Below are 21,011 nucleotides of genomic sequence, written 5' to 3' on the forward strand. Positions count from 1 at the left end.
TTTTTGCTTTTTTTCGTTATAATAGACATAAGGAGGTGGGCTTATGTATCTTGCTTTGATTGCAGATGTCATTGATTCCAAAACCGTTCAAGAACGTCTTGACCTGCAAAAACAGGTAGAAAAAACGCTTCAAAAGATGAACGAATTATTTGGAGATTACCTGGCATCCCGTTTTACTTTGACCTTGGGGGATGAGTTTCAGGCGCTTTTAAAAGTGGATGCTCCAGTTTTTCAAATCATCGATACCTTACGTTCAGAACTAACCCCTACTCAGCTTCGTTTTGGAATTGGCCTTGGGGAGATTGTAACAGCTATTGATCCCTTGCAAAGTGTTGGAGCAGATGGTCCAGCTTATTGGAATGCACGCGCAGCCATCAATTTTGTTCATCAGAAAAATGACTATGGCAATACACAGATTTATTTTTCAAGCGGGAAGGAAAACCAAGACTTTTTTGTGAACGCCCTCATCGCTTCTGGAGAAGCCATTCGTTCAGGTTGGCGGGATAGTCAGGAAGAGATCTTGCTCAATCTTCTAAAGAGATCCGTATATAGCGAGTCCTTTAGTCAGCAGGATTTGGCCCAATCACTAGCTATCAACCCAAGTGCCCTCTCTAAACGGTTGAAGAGTAGCAGTGTCCGTGTTTATTTACGGGGGAGAGCAGGTGCCCTGGCCAGTATACAAAGCATAGTGAAAGGAGAGGAAAATGAGCGGATTGTCTAGTATCGTAGTGAATCCATACTTGATTCTCTTGTTGATTTGTCATTTACTATCAGATTATTATTTTCAAAGCCAAAAGATGGCGGATCGCAAGGATCAGGATAAGAAGGTGCTAGGGCTTCACATTCTATATGTAGCTCTGCCTCTGATCGTCGTTTCCTTCTGTCATCTAGATTTGTGGTGGATTTGCTTGGTCATTTTACTGAGCCATGCCGCAATAGATTTCTTAAAACCGATCGTGCAGAATGGTTTGAAATTACCAACCGCCTGGACCTTTGCCTTGGATCAAGTCTTGCATGTCAGCATCATTAGCTGTCTAGTCCTTTTAGGAGCGAAGAATGGTTCGACCTATCTGCCTCTGGACACTTTAAATCTAATTTTTTATGTTCTCCTAGTTGGGAAACCAAGCAATATTGCCTTTAAAATTCTGTTTGCCAAGTATCAACCCACCAGCAAGAAGAAAATGGATACGATCACTGGGGCTGGTTCCATGATTGGCTTTTTAGAGCGTTTGGTGATTGGTGCCTGTCTCATCTATGGGCAATTTGCTTCTATCGGCCTAGTCTTTACTGCCAAGTCCATCGCTCGCTACAATAAAATTTCGGAGGATCCAGCCTTTGCGGAGTATTACTTGATCGGGTCCTTGTTCAGTATCCTATCTGCCCTCTTAGCAGCTTGGTTGTGTCTATAAGAAAATAAATAGTAAAGTCTAAGACAGGAAGGAAAAGCCTCCCTGTCTTTTTACTTGGCTTTTTGGTATAATGGACCAAGTAGAAAATTAGAAAGATTTGTGGGTGTCTAACAGTTCAGTGAGGTGGTTTGATACCCAAAGAGGTATTAGTGTCATGTCTCAATCTTATATCAATGTGATCGGTGCGGGCCTTGCAGGCTCGGAAGCAGCTTACCAGATTGCCCAACAGGGAATTCCGGTCAAGCTTTATGAAATGCGTGGAGTCAAATCCACTCCGCAACACAAAACAGACAACTTTGCTGAGTTAGTGTGTTCCAACTCTCTTCGTGGGGATTCTCTCACCAATGCTGTCGGGCTCCTCAAAGAAGAAATGCGTCGTCTGGGTTCTGTCATCCTTGAAGCAGCGGAAGCGACTCGTGTACCAGCCGGTGGAGCACTTGCTGTGGACCGAGAAGGTTTTGCTAGCCGGGTGACGGAGAAGGTGTCCCAACATCCGCTCATCGAAGTCATTCGTGATGAAATTACGGAATTGCCGACAGATGCCATCACAGTGGTCGCAACGGGGCCTCTAACCAGCGATGCCTTGGCAGAAAAGATTCACGCCCTTAATGGTGGCGATGGTTTCTATTTTTATGATGCAGCAGCTCCAATCATCGATGTCAATACTGTCGATATGAACAAGGTCTATCTCAAGTCACGCTATGACAAGGGAGAAGCAGCTTATCTCAACTGCCCAATGACCAAGCAAGAGTTTATGGACTTCCACGAGGCCTTGGTCAATGCTGAAGAAGCCCCGCTCAACTCTTTTGAAAAAGAAAAGTATTTCGAAGGCTGTATGCCCATTGAAGTCATGGCCAAACGTGGTATCAAAACCATGCTCTATGGCCCTATGAAACCAGTTGGACTCGAGTATCCAGATGATTACAAAGGGCCACGTGATGGGGAGTTTAAGACACCCTACGCAGTCGTTCAGTTGCGCCAAGACAATGCGGCTGCCAGCCTCTACAATATCGTCGGCTTCCAAACTCACCTTAAATGGGGCGAACAAAAACGGGTCTTCCAAATGATTCCAGGTTTGGAACATGCGGAGTTTGTCAGATACGGCGTCATGCACCGCAATTCCTACATGGATTCTCCAAATCTGCTGGAACAAACCTACCGCTCGAAGAAACAACCAAATCTCTTCTTTGCAGGTCAAATGACAGGTGTAGAAGGCTATGTTGAGTCAGCGGCCTCAGGTTTGGTAGCTGGAATCAATGCCGCTCGCCTTTTCAAAGGAGAAGAAGCAGCGATTTTCCCTGAAACGACAGCTATCGGAAGCCTGGCTCACTATATCACCCATGCAGATAGCAAGCATTTCCAACCCATGAATGTCAACTTCGGGATTATCAAAGAGCTAGAAGGACCACGCATTCGGGATAAAAAGGAACGTTATGAGAAAATTGCCGAACGTTCTTTACAAGATTTGGCTCAGTTTATGGAAAAATAACCAAAGAAAGGAAAAAGTTTGGAGAAAATCCAGACTTTTTCTTCTAAAAATGGTATAATGAATAAAATTTAGAATATAGAGAGTTTTCTGACAATGAACAAATCCTATTTTTATTTAGATATGAAGACACACGAGTTGAAAGTGCCTTATACCGGAAAACTCCGTCGTGTGCGAGTCTTATTACCTAAGAATTATGAAACGGATACAGATAGACGTTACCCTGTGGTTTATTTCCACGATGGGCAAAACGTTTTGTACAGCAAGGAAGCTTATGCGGGTCATTCCTGGAAGGTGATTCCAGCCATTAAGCGGAATCCCGATATTAGTCGCATGATTGTTGTTGCGATCGATAATGATGGTTTCCAACGCATGAATGAATACTCTGCCTGGAAGTACAAGGAATCCAATATTCCTGGCATGCAATTTGGTGGCAAGGGAGTTGAGTACGGCGAATTTGTCATGGAGGTGGTGAAACCTTTTATCGACCAAGAATACCGGACTCTTGCTGATCGAGAACATACGGCCATGATTGGATCTTCCTTGGGTGGGAATATTACCCAATTCTTGGGCTTAGAGTACCAAGATCAAATTGGTTGTTTAGGGGTCTTTTCATCTGCTAACTGGCTACACCAAGATGCCTTCAATCATTATATCGAACGCAAAAAATTATATGCAGATCAACGGATCTACATCTATGTAGGGACTGAAGAGGCGGATGATACAGATAAAACGCTGATGGCGGGAAATATCAAGCAAGCCTATATTGATTCATCCCTTCGTTATTATCACGACGTTATCCAACAAGGAGTTGCTTTAGAAAATATTGCCATTCGGATTCAATCCGGTGCGATTCACCATGAAGAAGCTTGGGCTGAACATTTACCTGAATGCCTTCGCTTTTTGGCTGAAAATTGGGATTAATAGACTGTAAATAAAGAAATAAAGGAAAGAGGAAACTTATGAATATTGAACATTTAAGCCACTGGAGTGGCCAACTCAACCGTGAAATGTATCTGAACCGCTATGGACATGCTGGTATTCCTGTTGTGGTCTTCGCTTCATCAGGTGGAAGCCATAACGAGTACTATGACTTTGGTATGATTGATGCTTGTGCTCAGTTTATCGAAGAAGGACGGGTTCAATTCTTCACCCTTTCGAGTGTTGATAGTGAAAGCTGGCTTTGTGATTGGAAAAATCCTCATGATCGAGCAGAGATGCACCGTGCTTACGAGCGCTATGTGATTGAAGAAGCTATTCCTTTCATCAAGCACAAAACAGGCTGGTTTGATCCGATGATGACAACTGGTTGCTCAATGGGAGCCTACCACGCGCTTAATTTCTTCTTGCAACATCCAGATGTCTTTAACAAAGTGATTGCCTTGAGTGGAGTCTATGACGCTCGTTTCTTTGTTGGTGATTTTGGTGGAGATGAAGCCATTTACCAAAATTCTCCATCTGATTATATCTGGAACCAAAATGATGGCTGGTTTATCGATCGTTACCGTCAGGCTGAAATTGTTGTTTGTACTGGTTTAGGGGCTTGGGAACAAGACGGGCTTCCATCTTTCTACAAACTGAAAGAAGCCTTTGATCACAAAAATATTCCTGCATGGTTCGCTGAATGGGGACATGATGTAGCCCACGATTGGGAATGGTGGCGCAAACAAATGCCTTATTTCCTAGGCCAAATGTATCTATAAGTAAAAAGGGAGGAGACCTCAATGAATTATATCGTTATTTCACCATATTACCCACAAAACTTCCAACAATTTACCATCGAACTAGCTAATAAAGGGATCACTGTCTTGGGAATTGGTCAAGAGCCATATGAACAGTTAGATGAGCCTTTGCGCAACAGCTTAACAGAATATTTCCGTGTTGAAAATTTGGAAAATCTGGACGAAGTGAAGCGTGCGGTAGCCTTTCTCTTTTATAAACATGGCCCAATCGATCGCATTGAGTCTCATAATGAGTACTGGTTGGAATTGGATGCGGCGCTTCGGGAGCAATTCAATGTCTTCGGGGCTAAGCCAAAAGATTTGAAGAAAACCAAGTTCAAATCCGAAATGAAGAAACTCTTCAAGAAGGCAGGAGTCCCAGTCGTACCTGGTGCTGTAGTTAAAACAGAAAAAGACATTGATAAGGCCGTGAAGAAGATTGGGTTGCCTTTGATTGCTAAGCCTGACAATGGAGTAGGAGCAGCAGCGACCTTCAAGATCGAAACGCCAGAAGATGTGGATCATTTTAAGGCTGAGTGGGATGGCCACACCGAGTACTTCTTTGAGAAATTCGTCACTTCTAGCGAGATTTGTACCTTTGATGGTCTGGTCGATCGCGATGGCAACATTGTCTTTTCAACGACTTTTGACTATGCTTATACGCCACTCGATTTGATGCTCTACAAGATGGACAACTCTTATTATGTCCTTAAAGAGATAGATCCAAAATTGCGTCAATACGGGGAAGCCATTGTCAAGGCCTTTGGCATGAAGGAACGTTTCTTCCACATTGAGTTCTTCCGCGATGGGGATGACTATATTGCGATCGAGTACAATAATCGCCCTGCAGGTGGCTTTACCATCGATGTCTACAACTACGCTCACTCGATTGATTTGTACCGTGGCTATGCTGCCATCGTAGCAGGAGAACCTTTCCCAGCTTCTGAGTTTGAGCCCCTTTATTGCTTGGCAACTTCTCGTCGTGCCAATGCAGCCTATGTCCTTTCAGAGGATGAAGTTTTGGCTAAATACCATGATCAATTCCGTGTCAAGAAAGACATGCCAGCGGCCTTTGCGGAACTTCAGGGAGATTACCTCTATATGCTTACTACACCTAGTCGTGAAGAATTGGAACAAATGATTCATGACTTTGGCCAACGCCAATCATAAGATGATGACCGGTAGGATAGGATCCTATCGGTTTTTTTATATGTATAGCAAAGTCATGAGTGATAAGTTTGTGAAATATTGTATTTGAATTTTAAAAAGCTTATAAAACCATCTTCCAAGGAATAAAGTTTGTGAAATCATTTGAGCATTATTTTTGACAGTGCTTTCATTTTTGGCTAGAATGAAAGAGAATGAATAAATGCTAAGAAAGGCGAAATGATGGCAACATTAGATAAAAGTCTCTTATTGGATATGTTCCGTAAAATGGAAGAAATCCGTCGCATGGACTTAAAAATTGCACAGTTAGTAAAAAAAGGAAAAGTGCCAGGAATGACGCACTTTTCTGTTGGGGAAGAAGCGGCTAACGTTGGGGCGATGTTGGCTTTAAACGATGATGATTTGCTGACATCTAACCACCGTGGTCACGGACAAGCCATTGCTAAAGGAATCGATTTGAATGGCATGATGGCTGAAATCCTTGGTAAGTATACGGGTACTTGTAAAGGGAAGGGTGGCTCCATGCATATCGCTGACCTGGATGCTGGTAACCTTGGTGCGAACGGGATCGTTGGTGGTGGTATGGGAATTGCAGTAGGTGCTGCCCTTACTCAACAAATGAAAAAGACTGGTAAGATTGTCGTCTGCTTCTTTGGCGATGGTGCAACCAATGAAGGTGTCTTCCACGAAGCGGTGAATATGGCTTCTATTTGGAATCTTCCGGTAATTTTCTACTGTATCAATAACGGTTATGGAATCTCTGCTGACATCAAGAAAATGACCAATATCCAGCATATCCACGAACGTAGTGCTGCTTACGGCATTCCTGGAATGTTTATTCCTGATGGAAATAACGTTATCGATGTCTATGAAGGATTCCAAAAAGCTGTTGAACACGTCCGCTCTGGTAAAGGACCTGTCTTGATCGAGAGTGTCACCTATCGTTGGCTTGGTCACTCTTCATCTGACCCTGGTAAATACCGGACTCGTGAAGAAGTAGAAGAGTGGAAGAAGAAAGATCCAATCGAAAACCTTCGCAAGTATCTCCTTGAAAATGAGATTGCGAGCGCAGAAGAATTGGATCAGATCCAAGAAGAAGTAAAAGAAGCAGTGGAAGCTTCAGTGAAATTTGCGGAAGAAAGCCCATTCCCTCCACTTGAATCAGCTTTCGAAGATATTTACGCAGACTAAGGGGGAGTAGAGAATTATGGAAACTAAATTAATGTCTTTCCGCGATACCATTATCCTTGCTATGTCTGAGGAAATGCGTCGCGACGAAAATGTATTGTTGATGGGGGAAGATGTCGGAGTTTTCGGTGGAGACTTCGGAACTTCAGTAGGAATGCTTGAGGAATTTGGTCCAGAACGTGTCCGTGACTGTCCGATTTCTGAGGCTGCGATTTCAGGTGCAGCAGCAGGTGCAGCCATGACCGGACTTCGCCCAATCGTTGATATGACTTTCATGGATTTCTCTGTTATTGCCATGGATGCTATTGTCAACCAAGCTGCTAAGACTCGCTACATGTTTGGTGGGAAAGGTCAAGTACCAATGACCATTCGCTGTGCTGCTGGTAACGGAGTTGGATCTGCAGCTCAACACTCCCAATCCTTGGAATCATGGTTTACTCATATTCCTGGTTTGAAAGTTGTTGCTCCTGGAACTCCAGCAGATATGAAGGGACTTCTCAAGTCATCGATCCGTGATAACAACCCAGTAATCATTCTTGAATACAAATCAGAATTCAACCAAAAAGGGGAAGTGCCTGTTGATCCGGACTACACGATTCCGCTTGGTGTCGGAGAAATCAAACGCGAAGGTACAGATGTCACTGTTGTAACCTACGGGAAAATGCTTCGTCGCGTGATGCAAGTTGCTGAAGAATTGGCAGAAGAAGGCATCTCAGTAGAAGTAGTAGACCCACGGACCTTGGTCCCACTCGATAAAGAGATCATCATTAATTCTGTCAAGAAAACAGGAAAAGTAGTCCTTGTCAATGATGCCCACAAAACAAGTGGCTATATTGGTGAAATTTCAGCTATTATTTCTGAATCAGAAGCATTTGATTACTTGGATGCACCAATCCGCCGTTGTGCGGGGGAAGATGTGCCAATGCCTTACGCACAAAACCTTGAAAATGCAATGATTCCAACAGTTGAAAGCATCAAAGATGCTATTCGTAAAACATATAACAAAGAATAATACATAACATAAATTATGTAATGTCATTTAAATTAGAGCGCGGGCTAAAGTCTGGGTGAAAAAGAGAAACTTTCCTAGAAACTAAAGTTTCTTCGTCAAGTTTCCTATTTTCACTTTGACTTTTGACGCCCTTAGTATCTTATAACTGAATCCGGACGGAGGACTGTGAAAAAAAGATAGATTTCCTTGTGTTCATCGAACACAGCGTCAATCTCCTATTTTTCTTTGTCCTCTACGTCCTTGATATCTTAGTATAGAATAGGAGAGGTCATGGCTGATGATAAGCTAAGAGCGACTCCTGCGGCTAGAAAATTAGCGGATGATCTTGGGATCAACCTCTATGATGTTTCTGGTTCAGGCGCAAACGGTCGTGTCCACAAAGAAGACGTGGAAACCTATAAAGACACAAATGTGGTTCGCATTTCACCACTTGCAAAACGAATTGCTTTAGAACACAATATTGCTTGGCAAGAGATTCAAGGAACTGGTCATCGTGGTAAGATCATGAAGAAGGACGTCCTTGCTTTCCTTCCTGAAAATATTGAGAATGAGACCATTAAGTCACCTGCTGAAATCGAGAAGGTGGAGGAAGCTCCAGATAATATGACACCTTATGGTGAGATCGAGCGGATTCCGATGACACCAATGCGGAAGGTGATCGCTCAACGGATGGTGGAATCTTACTTGACAGCACCAACCTTTACTTTGAACTATGACATTGATATGTCTCAAATGTTGGCCCTTCGTAAGAAGGTTTTGGATCCAATCATGGAAGCAACTGGTAAGAAGGTGACTGTAACAGATTTGCTTTCTCTAGCAGTTGTTAAGACCTTGATGAAGCACCCATACATCAATGCGTCATTGACAGAAGATGGCAAAACCATCATCACTCATAACTATGTCAACTTAGCGATGGCGGTTGGGATGGACAATGGCTTGATGACTCCAGTTGTCTACAATGCGGAAAAGATGACCTTGTCAGAGTTGGTGGTAGCCTTCAAGGACGTTATCGGACGTACCTTGGATGGTAAGCTTGCTCCAAGTGAATTGCAAAACTCAACCTTTACCATCAGTAACTTAGGGATGTTTGGTGTTCAATCATTTGGACCGATTATCAACCAACCAAACTCTGCCATCCTTGGAGTTAGTGCAACGGTTGAAAAACCAGTTGTTGTGAATGGTGAAATTGTCATTCGTCCAATCATGAGCTTGGGCTTGACCATTGACCACCGCGTTGTCGATGGAATGGCTGGTGCCAAATTCATGAAAGACTTGAAAGCCTTGATTGAAGACCCGATTTCAATGTTGGTCTAATCAATGAGAGAATAGAAACAAGAAAAAGAGGGAAATAAAATGGCCTTAGAAGTAATTATGCCAAAAGCCGGCGTAGATATGACCGAAGGACAAATCGTTCAGTGGAATAAAAAAGTCGGCGAATTTGTAAAAGAAGGAGAAGTTCTCCTTGAAATCATGACAGACAAAGTCAGCATGGAGTTGGAAGCGGAAGAAGACGGTTACTTGATCGCTATCCTGAAAGGAGACGGCGAAACAGTTCCTGTCACAGAAGTAATCGGTTATCTTGGTGAAGAAGGGGAAAATATCCCTACAGCTGGAGCAGTAGCACCAGAAGCAAGCCCAGCACCAGTTGCAGCAAGTGCTTCAAACGATGACAATAAGAGCGATGATGCTTATGATATCGTAGTGATCGGTGGTGGTCCTGCTGGTTACGTATCTGCTATAAAGGCAGCTCAATTAGGTGGTAAGGTTGCTCTTGTTGAGAAATCTGAACTTGGTGGAACGTGCTTGAACCGCGGATGTATCCCAACTAAGACTTACCTCCACAACGCTGAAATTATCGAAAATATCGGACATGCAGCCAACCGTGGTATTATTATTGAAAACCCAAGTTTCTCAGTAGATATGGATAAACTTTTAGAAACTAAATCTAAAGTTGTTAATACCCTTGTTGGTGGTGTTGCAGGGCTTCTTCGCAGCTACGGAGTGGATGTTCACAAGGGTATCGGTACCATTACGAAAGATAAGAATGTCTTGGTAAATGGTTCTGAATTGCTTGAAACGAAGAAGATCATCCTTGCTGGTGGTTCAAAAGTAAGCAAAATCAACGTTCCTGGTATGGAATCATCTCTTGTCATGACGAGTGATGACATCCTTGAAATGAACGAAGTTCCAGAAAGACTTGTCATCATTGGTGGTGGAGTTGTCGGTATCGAGCTTGGCCAAGCCTTCATGACATTTGGTTCAAAAGTTACTGTTATCGAAATGATGGATCGCATTGTTCCAGCTATGGATGCAGAAGTATCTAAAAACCTTCGTTTGATTCTTGAACGTAAAGGTATGACCATCTTGACCGATACGAAATTGCAAGAAATCATTGAAGAAGATGGCAAACTCCGTATCAAGGTTGAAGGCAAAGATGATATCATCGCAAATAAAGCCCTTCTTTCAATCGGTCGTGTTCCAGATCTTGAAGGTATCGGAGAAGTTGAGTTTGAGTTAGACCGTGGTCGTATCAAGGTCAATGAATACATGGAAACGTCTGTTCCAGGTATCTATGCGCCAGGTGATATCAACGGTACTAAGATGTTGGCTCACGCTGCCTTCCGTATGGGTGAAGTAGCGGCTGAAAATGCCCTTAAGGGAAATCATGCTGTTGCCAAATTGAACTTGACGCCTGCAGCCATCTACACGCTTCCAGAAGTTGCGGCTGTTGGTTTGACGGAAGAACAAGCTCGTGAGAAATACGATGTTCAAATCGGTAAATTTAACTTTGCGGCGAACGGTCGTGCCATTGCATCAGATGCGGCTCAAGGCTTTGTTAAAGTTATTGCAGACAAGAAATACGGTGAAGTTCTTGGGGTTCACATCATTGGTCCAGCAGCAGCTGAATTGATCAACGAAGCTTCTACCATCATTGAGATGGAAATCACTGTAGAAGAAATGCTTAAGACCATCCACGGACACCCTACCTTCTCAGAAGTGATGTACGAAGCCTTTGCGGATGTACTCGGCTTGGCTGTTCACTCACCTAAGAAGAAATAATATTATTCTTTCAACTAAATTTTCTTTAAGTAGTACGGACGGCAGCGACCTCTCATAGAGTTCCATGCCTAAAAATTGAGCCACTTGTCTCAATTTTTCCGAGAAATGTAACGATAACTCGTTACATTTCTTTTTACTACTTCAAAAAATTAAGTGAAATTCAACTATTTCTGTCTAATGCTCATCCTGCTAAGAGTAGGATTTATAAAACGAATTTTTTGGAATTACTATGAAATACATTATTAATTATTCAAATGATACTGCTTTTAATATTGCTTTAGAAGAGTATGCTTTTAAGCACCTTTTAGATGAGGATCAAATCTTCCTTCTCTGGATTAACAAACCATCGATTATCGTTGGTCGCCACCAAAATACCATCGAAGAAATCAACCGCGACTACGTTCGGGAGCATGGGATTGAAGTGGTTCGCCGGATCAGTGGTGGTGGGGCTGTTTATCACGATTTGAACAACCTCAACTACACCATTATTTCAAAAGAAGACGAAAATAAGGCCTTTGACTTCAAGAGCTTCTCAACTCCTGTGATCAACACCTTGGCTCAGCTTGGAGTGAAGGCTGAATTCACTGGTCGTAACGATTTGGAAATTGATGGTAAGAAATTCTGTGGAAATGCCCAAGCTTACATCAATGGTCGGATAATGCACCATGGTTGCCTTCTCTTTGACGTGGATTTGTCAGTCCTTGCTAATGCACTCAAGGTGTCTAAAGACAAGTTTGAGTCTAAAGGGGTTAAATCGGTTCGTGCACGTGTGACCAATATCATCGATGAATTGCCAGAAAAAATCACGGTTGAAGAGTTCCGTGACTTGCTTTTGGACTACATGAAGAAAGAATACCCTGAGATGACAGAATATGTCTTCTCAGATGAAGAATTGGCTGAAATCAATCGTATCAAGGAAACCAAGTTTGGTACCTGGGATTGGAACTATGGAAAGTCTCCTGAATACAATGTCCGTCGTGGCACTAAATTCCCTAGCGGTAAGGTTGAAATCTTCGCAAACGTCATTGAATCAAAAATCCAAGACATCAAGATTTATGGTGACTTCTTTGGTATCGAAGATGTTGCAGCAGTAGAAGATGTTCTTCGTAGCGTTAAATACGAACGTGAAGACGTCCTCAATGCCCTTCAAACCATTAACCTAGGTCGTTACTTTGCAGGTATCACTGCAGAAGAAATTGCTGAAGCAGTGGTGAAATAAAGTAAAAGATATCCATGTTAAATGGATATCTTTTATCTTAAACTTGATATTCGAAAACCATGATTGTACAATATAGAGGAAATCTGAACAAAAAGGGGATCATATTCAATGATGAAAATTCCAGTGGAAAATCTTGGTCTATTTGAATAGTTAGATCGTATAGTAGTGGCTTTTTTTAGAAAGCAACAATCTTTAAGTCCTTATGATTTGAATGTCAGTATTACACAAGGACACCTTGACCAGAAAAAGCAAGTGCTAGAACCATTAGGCTATCAAGCTGTCCAACTACCATTAGGAATGGCTTTAGATAACGTCATCCAGCAACCTCATTATGAAAACTTAATCATTGGTGGACTTGCTCCTGAGGAAATAATCGTTAGCAAAGAAGAATTAATGCCTTTGAAAGATATCGTGGATAGCTTTTGTATTATGTACGCTGCAGCGAATAACAGATTGGAAAATAGTAAAGCTTATGAATTAATGAAAGATAAGACGGTTTATTTTATTGGTAAACTATTTACAGATTTTCCGAAGGCCGGTGATGAAATTGCTTATATGGGTATTGATCGTACAGCGAGTGACGGAACACCATATGAAGCAGTTAAATGCTTTTTAACGGAAGAAAGTGCAGAAAAGTATAATGGTGAAAAAAGACCGGTCACCCCAGCAAATCTGGCTTATCTAAAATCATTTTGGGGAAAACCAGTCATTATTGAGCCACACCGTAATTATTGGATTGAATTTTTATAGAAAGAATAAAAGAGCGTAAGATTTCATAAAAAATCCTACGCTCTTTTATTAACGCTAAATATTACATAATTTATGTTATGTATTTTATAAACTATCCAAGGCATTTTTCTGTTCGTCATTAACGATATGCGTATACAAGTCGGTAACTTGTGTGCTAGCATGTCCTAGCTGGTGGCTGACCAAAACTTGGGATTTGGTTGCATCATAGAGACGGGTTGCAAGAGTATGGCGCAGTTTATGGGGAGTTACGCGGACTTTAAAGTCTTCTGAATACTTGGCGACCATTTTTTCAACACTAGAAGCATCGATACGATTTGGAACACCTCTATACATAGTTAGAAAGAGAGCTGTATCAGTCTTTTCTGTCTTATAACGTTTGTCTCGAATAGCAAGATATTGCTCTAAATAGGGTTTAGCAAAGGCAGCCACATTGACTGAGTCTCTTTTTCCACCTTTTCGAGTGACGTCAATGACCATCATCTTAAGATTGAGGTCACGAAGGTCCAAGTTGACTGCTTCAGAGAGACGGACACCAGAGGCAAGAAGGAGTGCGATAATGGCTAAATCTCGTTCTTTATTCTTATTAAAGGAGGATAAGGCACGATTGGAGAGTGTTTGAGGGTACTCCTGGTCGATATAGTTCAGGAAACCTTCTGTCTCATCACCTAAAAAGAGCTTTTGTTTGATATTTTCAGCTCGGGCCGCCAAGGTTTCTTTCTTTTTCTTGGTAGCAACCTTCTTCATGACATTACGGTAGAAATAAGGTTCCCCTTGCTCGTTTTCAACTTCCTCAGTCAAATATTTATACAGACTAGAAAGTGCCGAAAGGGTACGGTTAATGGTTGTTTGAGAAACCCCGTTTTTCGTCGTATTGGCATTGAGCAGAGGACGTTCACGTAAGTAAAGGATAAAGGATTCCATGTCTTTCTTGGTCATGTGCTCCAGAACCTCTAAAGGGATATTAGCCATGGTGTCAGCATCTGATATACCAGATTCCAAGACCCAGGTGAAAAATCGATCGTATTCCTTTAAGTATTCGTATAAGGTCGTAAAACTATACGGAACTGCCAGTTTTGATTGGTAATATTCTAAGACGTACCAAGGCATGACTTGTTTGAGTTTATCAATCCGTTCTAATAAGATCTCGCGTTTCATGTTTTTCTCCAAATCTTTCTATACTAGTAGTATAGCATAGCTAGATATATTTTTCAAGAAAATTATAGTTTTTCGGAAAGATGTTATAGGGTTTATATAGGACTGTTTTGTATCACTAGCATAACCAAAAAAATTTTTTAAGCCAATTATACTCGATTATGTACTTTATTTAAGTGAACACTGGAATTTTTTACTACTCTCAATTCAGGTGAAAATGTACTTTATTTAAGTGAAAACTAAAATTTTTTCAAATGTACATTTTGAAAATAAAAAAACACTCTAATATCAATTTAATGAAATTTAGAGTGTTTTTATTTATCTATATTTTTTTTAACTGTACAAAGTGTTCTTGCTTTCTTCTGTGGCCTTTGCAAATGGAACATGCTCTTTTTTTTCGTTTTTTATATGCCATTCTTTCTTTTACTTGAATTTTGTAACGGTGATTAAGATTTTCTTGACATATCCACCATACAGGCAGATTGCTCAACTCTGTAATTTCAGTTGGGCTTGCTATTAGGAGGTTATTCAAATAATCCCACTCAGGCATTAGACTTTGTTGTGTCGTTGCTAAGTCATTAAATCCTTTTAAAACTTTTTGATTCCTACAATATGGGCACGAATTTTCTCTGTAATATTTTTCTTTTATGACTTGCTGATATTCTCCAGTGCATACAGGACATTTCCACCATACGGTATATGTTGAATTAAATCTTACTGAAGACATTTCTTGTTTATTTACTGAAGACCATTCTTTAATTAACCAAGGATGTGTTGTTTCAAGATCATTATAACCTTTTGCAGTCTTCTTAAAAGAACAATATGGACAACATTGGTCATTTTCATGGCGTTCAGAAATTTTTGCTTTAAAACTTCTGTGACATTTTCGACAAACCCAATTGGTTAAAGCATTTGAATCATAAAAGAAGATATCAATATCACCATTCAGTTCTTTTACCCATTCATTGTTTAAGTACGGTTTAACATAGCTTAGTGTTTCATTTGGTTTAGGAAGTTTTTTATTACAGTAAGGACATATAGAGTTGAGACTATTAGAATTATTGTTTGTAAACACACCTAGAACAATCCCTAATCTCTCCTTAAATTCTAAATCACAACAATCACAAATCCAATTAAATATTTTATTCTCGGATTCTGCCGATTTCGTCACCTCATCAGGTTTTTCTAAATTCTTGCTACTCCAAAGGTCACACAACTCAGGATAAGTATCTGCAATTGTATTATAACCTTTTAATACTTGTTCATCATTACAATATGGACAGCTATTTATTACTTCTTTTCTTATTGGAATTGAACAAAGGTATTCACCTTGACAAACAGAACACTTCCACCAATATTTTTTTGTTTCAATGTGGCTCAATGCTAAATGAACAGGCAATCCATTTTTTTCGCTCCATTCTTCCTGTAATTTTGGGAAATTATAGAGTATATCATTGTTAAAAACAAGTGTATCCCAATCACAATGATTAGGACAAGTTTGAAAATTACTATTCTCTAAGTCGGTTCTTGAAATCATTTCATTAGGACTGCAATGAAAATTTACATTGCAACAAGGACATTTCCAATTTATACATTCAGAAGACTTATGCCAGTATTCAGAAATAGATTTATCATTACTTTTATCCCAAAATTTCTCTAAATATGGATGAGTTTCTTGTAAAGTATTATACCCTTTTAACATCAATTTATTATCACAATAAGGGCAGCCTTCAAAATGCCTTTTGATAACACTACATTCATATTGACCATGACATTTAAAACACTGCCATCTTACTAAGATATCGGATAAACTATCAATCATATTACTTTTTACAAGAGTTGGAATAAATTGCTTAAAAAGATTTCTATCTGTATGCAATAGGGGGGTGGCTTTCACTTTAATTACGGTATCAAATGTTGCTTTACAGTTATTACAATAGAAACCATCTCTTTTGATTCTTGAAATTAGCCGATCAATAGACAACTTAAAGATATTGTCACATTTGTCGCATTTCCAATTTCTAGGGATTGTAATATTGTCATTTAACTTCAAATCATTAAACTCTACATCGTTTTGCTCCCCTGGAAGATAAATTTTCCGAAGATTAGGGTATGCTTTAGTGTAAGGTACAAAATGTATACTTTCATTACATCCGACATGAACAAGCTCTTGATTATGTTTATTGATTAATTTAGAAGTGTTTGCTACATCTTTCCAACCAACATGACAGGTAGGACATTTGAAGTGAAATAACCTCTTTGAAGAAAAAGATAAATTATCAATCTCTTCCTGAATGGTTTCTATATTTTCATAATGAAAGTTTATGTACCTTAGAAAGTTAGGAATCCTTGCAGATATAGAGTTTTCCCCTTTTATGAACACTTCTCCAAGCTCACATACAGGACAGATTTTTGAATGATTTTGGATATTTTTATAAGATTTTGTTACACTTGCCTTCCATTCATAAGAACAGGTAGGACATTTCCAGTTAATGTGTTTTTTGCTGGTAACTGTTATTTTTTCTACATCTATTTTGATATTCTTGTCAAAGTCCCAATAGTTCAATAAAGCTGGAAAATCAGTGATTAAGTCTGACATTTTCTCCTCCTAATACTTAGTCTTGTTATCCAGTAAGTCTTTAATTTCAAAAATCTTACTTTTGATTGTTTGCTTTTCAGTATGAGTATGCTTTTCAAAAGATATTTTCGAGTCTGAGGTGATAATATTTTCACTTAGATACTTCTTAGTTACAAGTTGCTGATCAGATTTTAATAAGCCTTCTTCTTTTAATAATTCATTTGCAATATCAGGATACAAACTAGTTTTAAGAAGATTCCTTAACTTTTTGTTTTCTTCTAATAATTCTTTATTTAACGCTGTCTGCTCTTTAATCTCAGTATTGTTTTCATTAAGCTGTGCTACCTCATTTTTTAACTCTGAAACTCTTGTTTTAAGCTTATTTGCTTCTTCCTTATATTCTATTGCTGCATCAACAACTCTTTTATAATAATTGTTAAGTTCCATCAATGCTGATTTGATTGCTTTAGGGGTTCTATTGGTCATTAAGAAACGTTCTACATCTAGAGTTTTATACGTTATAACTGTTTGATAGGTGTCGTCCTCAAATAGTTCCAATTTATCATTAAGGGCTTGTCTAAATTCTTTGTTTCTTCTAATCGTTGTGTCTGCAACTTGAGGAAATCCGTTGCTTCTGAGGTAATTTCCAAACTGTGGAATTTTGAATAGTCTAGGATTATTCGAACAATGTTCCAGTAAATAATGTTCAAATAACGATAGCAATTCTTGATTATCAATATACTTCTTTCTCGCCATTTGAGAACTCCTGCAAAGATAATTGTTTTTCAGTTAGATATTCTTGATAAGAATGACTAACGGTTTTAAGTTTTAATAACGCCTCACCAATATCTTCTATATTTCCCTTTCCTCGTCGAACTCTTTTTATAGCCTCATCTACAATTAAAGCCTCCTCATCAATTGATTTCTTAAAGGATTTATCCATAGAAAAATAATCTTTTCCAGCTTTTCTGTAAAATGGACAACTAGTGCAAGCACCAAGCTCTGCATGTGAGCTAATGACTTTAAGGCAGTCTGAATAATCACCTTCTGCAAATCGAGGTGAATAACATCTGCCCTTATTATCAAGAGAAACATAGTTTTTATTAACGGTGTATTTATGTTGAGTCTTACTTATAGCGTAAGACGTTTGAGAGTTTGTTAATTTACGATAAAGCTGATAGCTCCTACATTCAATAAACTGGCTCAGATTTGAAAAATAATGTGAGGATGTTGTGACACTATCATGTCCAGCTAAGAGCATTGCTGTTACAGGACTAGCCCCTTCTGCTATCAGATTGATCATTGCAATGTGTCTAGTATCTCCAATATGAATAAAATTAATCTCATGTTCATCCAATTTATTTGGGAAGTTGATATGATGGACAAAATATCCATACTGTTGAGATACGACCTCATTAAAGAAATATTTTAAAATGGTATTTAAGTTACTATAAGTCAAAAAGCGATTTTTAGTACCTGTAACACGTTTCCATTTACGATAATGTGAGTCTGTCACAAAAAGGGTATCTAACTGTGTAGATGATAAATCTTTGGTTAGTTCTAGATAATTTATAATCTCACTCGCAAGCTTAAATGGTACTTCGTAAGTCGTTAAATAATAATCCTCTGAAATTTTATGGGATACTCCCTTGTCTTTTCCTTTTAAGTTATTTCGTCTGAGAGTTAAGTAATACTTTCCGTCTTTTTCTGTAAGACAATTTCTTTGAGTAAGTAAAAATTCCCTTGGTCTAAGTGGTACTACTGCTGTTATTTGCCACCATAAGTAAAGAGGGTAGTAAAACAATCTTTCTTCATCTGATAATGGTTTAACCCAATAGTCGTTTAAAATATCATTAAATAGAAAATAGGATTGAAATTGAGCTAACTTTCGTTGTTTTTTAGTGTTCAGTTGATAACTAACAGTTAAAAGTTCATCTAGTTGTTCAATCAATTGGGTTAATTCATTATCCTCTAAACATGGTAGTGTAGAAAGAAAGTCTATACATATTGAGGGATTGTAAATCTTAATATGTTCCACATTGAAATCTATATCCCAGCTTGTTTCTTTGATCAAGCGCTTTATGTCTCTTAAAAATGTTTGAAGTGAAATCAAAACATGATGCTCCATAGATAGCACTAAAAAACTCTTTAAGTAGGTAAGAAAATCATCAAAAGATAATTGAAATACTTGTTCATAAAATCTTTTATATCGGAATTTATTCAAGTTAAAAACGAAGCTTACATTAGAATATTCATTAGTTGTAACCCATTTATTCTCTTCAAAATTGGTGGTTAATATAATCCCTTTTTCAACATAATCTTGAAAACATTCTTTTGCGCTTTCAATCATATTATCATCAAACAGGATAATTTCATTTACTTTACGAAATAATTTTGATTGATTATTCAACTGACTAACTCCTTAATAATATCCTCATAATCAGACAATACAGCTTCACCATATTGTTCTGATAAAGCTCCTAACATTTCTGTAAGGCATGGTTTAATCTGTTTTTCTAAAATTGCTCTAACTTTACCTCTCTCAAGGTCATTTGTTAGTTTAGAGTATTGCTTGTTAAGCCGATTAAACTCACCGATTAACAAAAGCAAAGTAGATTTTGTCTGCAATTCATACTGGCAACCTACACAATGTTGACGGTCATCATAGGGGCATAGTTTCCCTAACGCAGATAAGAGACACATACTTTCTCCCTGCTTAGAGAAAGCCTCTCCGTTGCCAATTCGATGACAGATTGTCAGTAATTGTTCAGGTTCAACGTTGTTTTCAACTAGAGTTTTTAAAGCTTGTTGAGAACGCAAATCAGCCCTAATGCTCAATTCTAACGTTTTCTCAATTTCTACTGGTGTTAGATCTAAACTTTTAATCATTTGAGTTTGTTGGCTTGGACTTAATTCTTTATACTTTCCTCTAGTTACAATGGTCAAGAGCATAGACGGAATCATGGATAATACGCCTCGCTCAAATAGTTCTTTTGCAACCATTTCAGGTTTTCGTTGTCCAAGTTGGGCATCTTTTAGATACGTTGTTGTAGTTTGCGCAAATTCATTAAAATTACCTTTATGGCTACGAGCTAATGCTGCTAAAAAATAACCTTTAATATTCAGTTCTGACTTTTCTTCAAGAACGTCATCTGCTAACATTGCGACAGATTGTAAGTAAGACTTGTTTGCAGAACGACTACTAAAGTTACGCTCTAAAAATAAATTTCCGATTTCCTCCCCCATATAACTAGTAATCTTTTCATAAGTTTTAATTCGTCTGATTAATGGGTTTTCTGCATTGTATGGTATTTGAAGTTGAAAATGTGCTTCACAGATAGCCAATAACGTTCCAATAAGAACCTGACAACTTTCTGGGACGTGAAACTTTAGCTGAGTAACGTTAGAAGCGTTTTTTGTTTTATTAGGTGTTAAGTTTAAATAAGTCAATCTTGTTGTAATACTTAGTAAAGTCCTTCTAACTTCACTACTACTCCAAGTTCCATCTACTACTGCTTCTAAAACTTCTAATGGTTCTCTTGTTAATTTAGGATGTCCTAATCTTTCCAAGTCTGTTGATCTTAGTGCGCAAATAAAATGTAACCCTAGATACAACCATGTATCTGCATAGTTTTTTGAATTTGCTGCTTTACAAAACATATCATTTTTTATGATGTAGTCCTCGTTGAATAGGTAGTACATTAATTCAAGGTATTCATCTAATTCATACGCTCCATTTGCACTCTCAATCGTGTAACGCTTCGTCATTTCAAAACTCACTCGATAACGAGTAACACCTTTATTGAGTAGCCATTTAATAAATTGAATGAGATTATCACCTAGATATTTTGTGAGAACTTTTGTTGCTACTTCTACTAAGGTCTCCACTTCAGCATCACTATATAGAAACAAATCTTTTGTTAAGTAGTATGCTAAAAAATCAAGTAGATAGAAACGATTTGTTTCACTCAGTTTTTCTTCTTCAGCAAATTGAACGAATAATTCATTTGTAGAAGGGAATTTTTTTGAAAAGATTCCTTCCATACTCTTAATTCCAGGAGGTGTTGTTAGATAGTCTTTGATGTGATTTTTAAGAACTTCAGCATCTTTTTCCGTAATAGTATAATCATCAAGATTTATAGACACACCAAACCAATCATTGTCTAGTAAAAATCCACTGACTTTCTCACGGTGTTTTATTGTAGCATCACCTAACTCGACTAATATTCTTTCAAGATAACTTTTTAAATCTACTACCAACAGCTACTC

General features: G+C 38.7%; 17 protein-coding genes. 12 read left to right on the top strand and 5 right to left on the bottom strand.

What is annotated here, in order from left to right; translation table 11 throughout:
• Positions 1 to 43: 43 nt before the first annotated feature.
• From O3629_RS01730 to O3629_RS01785, 12 genes are all read left to right on the top strand, one after another.
• Positions 44 to 721, top strand: a complete 678-nt coding sequence (locus tag O3629_RS01730; protein ID WP_195487598.1) for a SatD family protein — start codon at positions 44 to 46, stop codon at positions 719 to 721.
• The gene (locus O3629_RS01735; protein ID WP_195190007.1) at positions 705 to 1,409 is read left to right on the top strand and encodes a DUF3307 domain-containing protein; all 705 of its coding nucleotides are present in this window, start codon (positions 705 to 707) and stop codon (positions 1,407 to 1,409) included. The genes O3629_RS01730 and O3629_RS01735 overlap by 17 nt, the downstream gene beginning before the upstream one ends.
• A gap of 154 nt (positions 1,410 to 1,563) precedes the next feature.
• Positions 1,564 to 2,898: a methylenetetrahydrofolate--tRNA-(uracil(54)-C(5))-methyltransferase (FADH(2)-oxidizing) TrmFO gene (gene trmFO / locus O3629_RS01740; protein WP_031573201.1), complete on the top strand. Its 1,335-nt coding sequence runs from the start codon at positions 1,564 to 1,566 to the stop codon at positions 2,896 to 2,898.
• A gap of 93 nt (positions 2,899 to 2,991) precedes the next feature.
• On the top strand, positions 2,992 to 3,819 hold the full coding sequence (locus tag O3629_RS01745) for an alpha/beta hydrolase (RefSeq protein ID WP_003007390.1): 828 nt from the start codon (positions 2,992 to 2,994) through the stop codon (positions 3,817 to 3,819).
• A gap of 38 nt (positions 3,820 to 3,857) precedes the next feature.
• The gene (locus O3629_RS01750; protein ID WP_003001389.1) at positions 3,858 to 4,598 is read left to right on the top strand and encodes an esterase family protein; all 741 of its coding nucleotides are present in this window, start codon (positions 3,858 to 3,860) and stop codon (positions 4,596 to 4,598) included.
• A gap of 21 nt (positions 4,599 to 4,619) precedes the next feature.
• Complete coding sequence (locus O3629_RS01755) at positions 4,620 to 5,786, top strand: acetyl-CoA carboxylase biotin carboxylase subunit family protein (protein WP_195487599.1); 1,167 nt, start codon at positions 4,620 to 4,622, stop codon at positions 5,784 to 5,786.
• A 219-nt stretch (positions 5,787 to 6,005) separates the two neighbouring features.
• Entirely contained in the window at positions 6,006 to 6,974 is a 969-nt protein-coding gene (locus tag O3629_RS01760) for a thiamine pyrophosphate-dependent dehydrogenase E1 component subunit alpha (protein ID WP_118095608.1), read from the top strand.
• Between the two features lie 16 nt (positions 6,975 to 6,990).
• Positions 6,991 to 7,983, top strand: coding sequence for an alpha-ketoacid dehydrogenase subunit beta (locus tag O3629_RS01765; RefSeq protein ID WP_195487600.1), 993 nt, complete (start codon positions 6,991 to 6,993; stop codon positions 7,981 to 7,983).
• Positions 7,984 to 8,253: 270 nt separating this feature from the next.
• Positions 8,254 to 9,297 (top strand): dihydrolipoamide acetyltransferase, encoded by a 1,044-nt coding sequence (locus O3629_RS01770; RefSeq protein WP_003007379.1) that lies wholly within the window; start codon positions 8,254 to 8,256, stop codon positions 9,295 to 9,297.
• Between the two features lie 39 nt (positions 9,298 to 9,336).
• Positions 9,337 to 11,043, top strand: a complete 1,707-nt coding sequence (gene lpdA, locus O3629_RS01775; protein ID WP_371608637.1) for a dihydrolipoyl dehydrogenase — start codon at positions 9,337 to 9,339, stop codon at positions 11,041 to 11,043.
• A gap of 229 nt (positions 11,044 to 11,272) precedes the next feature.
• Entirely contained in the window at positions 11,273 to 12,262 is a 990-nt protein-coding gene (locus O3629_RS01780) for a lipoate--protein ligase (RefSeq protein WP_214259388.1), read from the top strand.
• A 159-nt stretch (positions 12,263 to 12,421) separates the two neighbouring features.
• Positions 12,422 to 13,012: a hypothetical protein gene (locus O3629_RS01785; RefSeq protein WP_227223747.1), complete on the top strand. Its 591-nt coding sequence runs from the start codon at positions 12,422 to 12,424 to the stop codon at positions 13,010 to 13,012.
• Between the two features lie 84 nt (positions 13,013 to 13,096).
• On the opposite strand, the gene xerS is transcribed toward O3629_RS01785, so the two are convergent.
• From xerS to O3629_RS01810, 5 genes are all read right to left on the bottom strand, one after another.
• Positions 13,097 to 14,167: a tyrosine recombinase XerS gene (xerS, locus tag O3629_RS01790; protein WP_195487603.1), complete on the bottom strand. Its 1,071-nt coding sequence runs from the start codon at positions 14,165 to 14,167 to the stop codon at positions 13,097 to 13,099.
• Between the two features lie 319 nt (positions 14,168 to 14,486).
• Positions 14,487 to 16,763 (bottom strand): zinc-ribbon domain-containing protein, encoded by a 2,277-nt coding sequence (locus O3629_RS01795; protein WP_037603287.1) that lies wholly within the window; start codon positions 16,761 to 16,763, stop codon positions 14,487 to 14,489.
• Positions 16,764 to 16,772: 9 nt separating this feature from the next.
• On the bottom strand, positions 16,773 to 17,498 hold the full coding sequence (locus tag O3629_RS01800) for a hypothetical protein (protein ID WP_037603289.1): 726 nt from the start codon (positions 17,496 to 17,498) through the stop codon (positions 16,773 to 16,775).
• Positions 17,476 to 19,152, bottom strand: coding sequence for a hypothetical protein (locus tag O3629_RS01805; RefSeq protein WP_046165600.1), 1,677 nt, complete (start codon positions 19,150 to 19,152; stop codon positions 17,476 to 17,478). The genes O3629_RS01800 and O3629_RS01805 overlap by 23 nt, the downstream gene beginning before the upstream one ends.
• Positions 19,149 to 21,002: a hypothetical protein gene (locus O3629_RS01810; RefSeq protein ID WP_371608638.1), complete on the bottom strand. Its 1,854-nt coding sequence runs from the start codon at positions 21,000 to 21,002 to the stop codon at positions 19,149 to 19,151. The genes O3629_RS01805 and O3629_RS01810 overlap by 4 nt, the downstream gene beginning before the upstream one ends.
• Between the last annotated feature and the right edge of the window lie 9 nt (positions 21,003 to 21,011).

The sequence above is a fragment of the Streptococcus sp. 27098_8_12 genome, assembly GCF_041432115.1.
GTDB classification, from domain to species: Bacteria; Bacillota; Bacilli; order Lactobacillales; family Streptococcaceae; genus Streptococcus; species Streptococcus parasanguinis_V.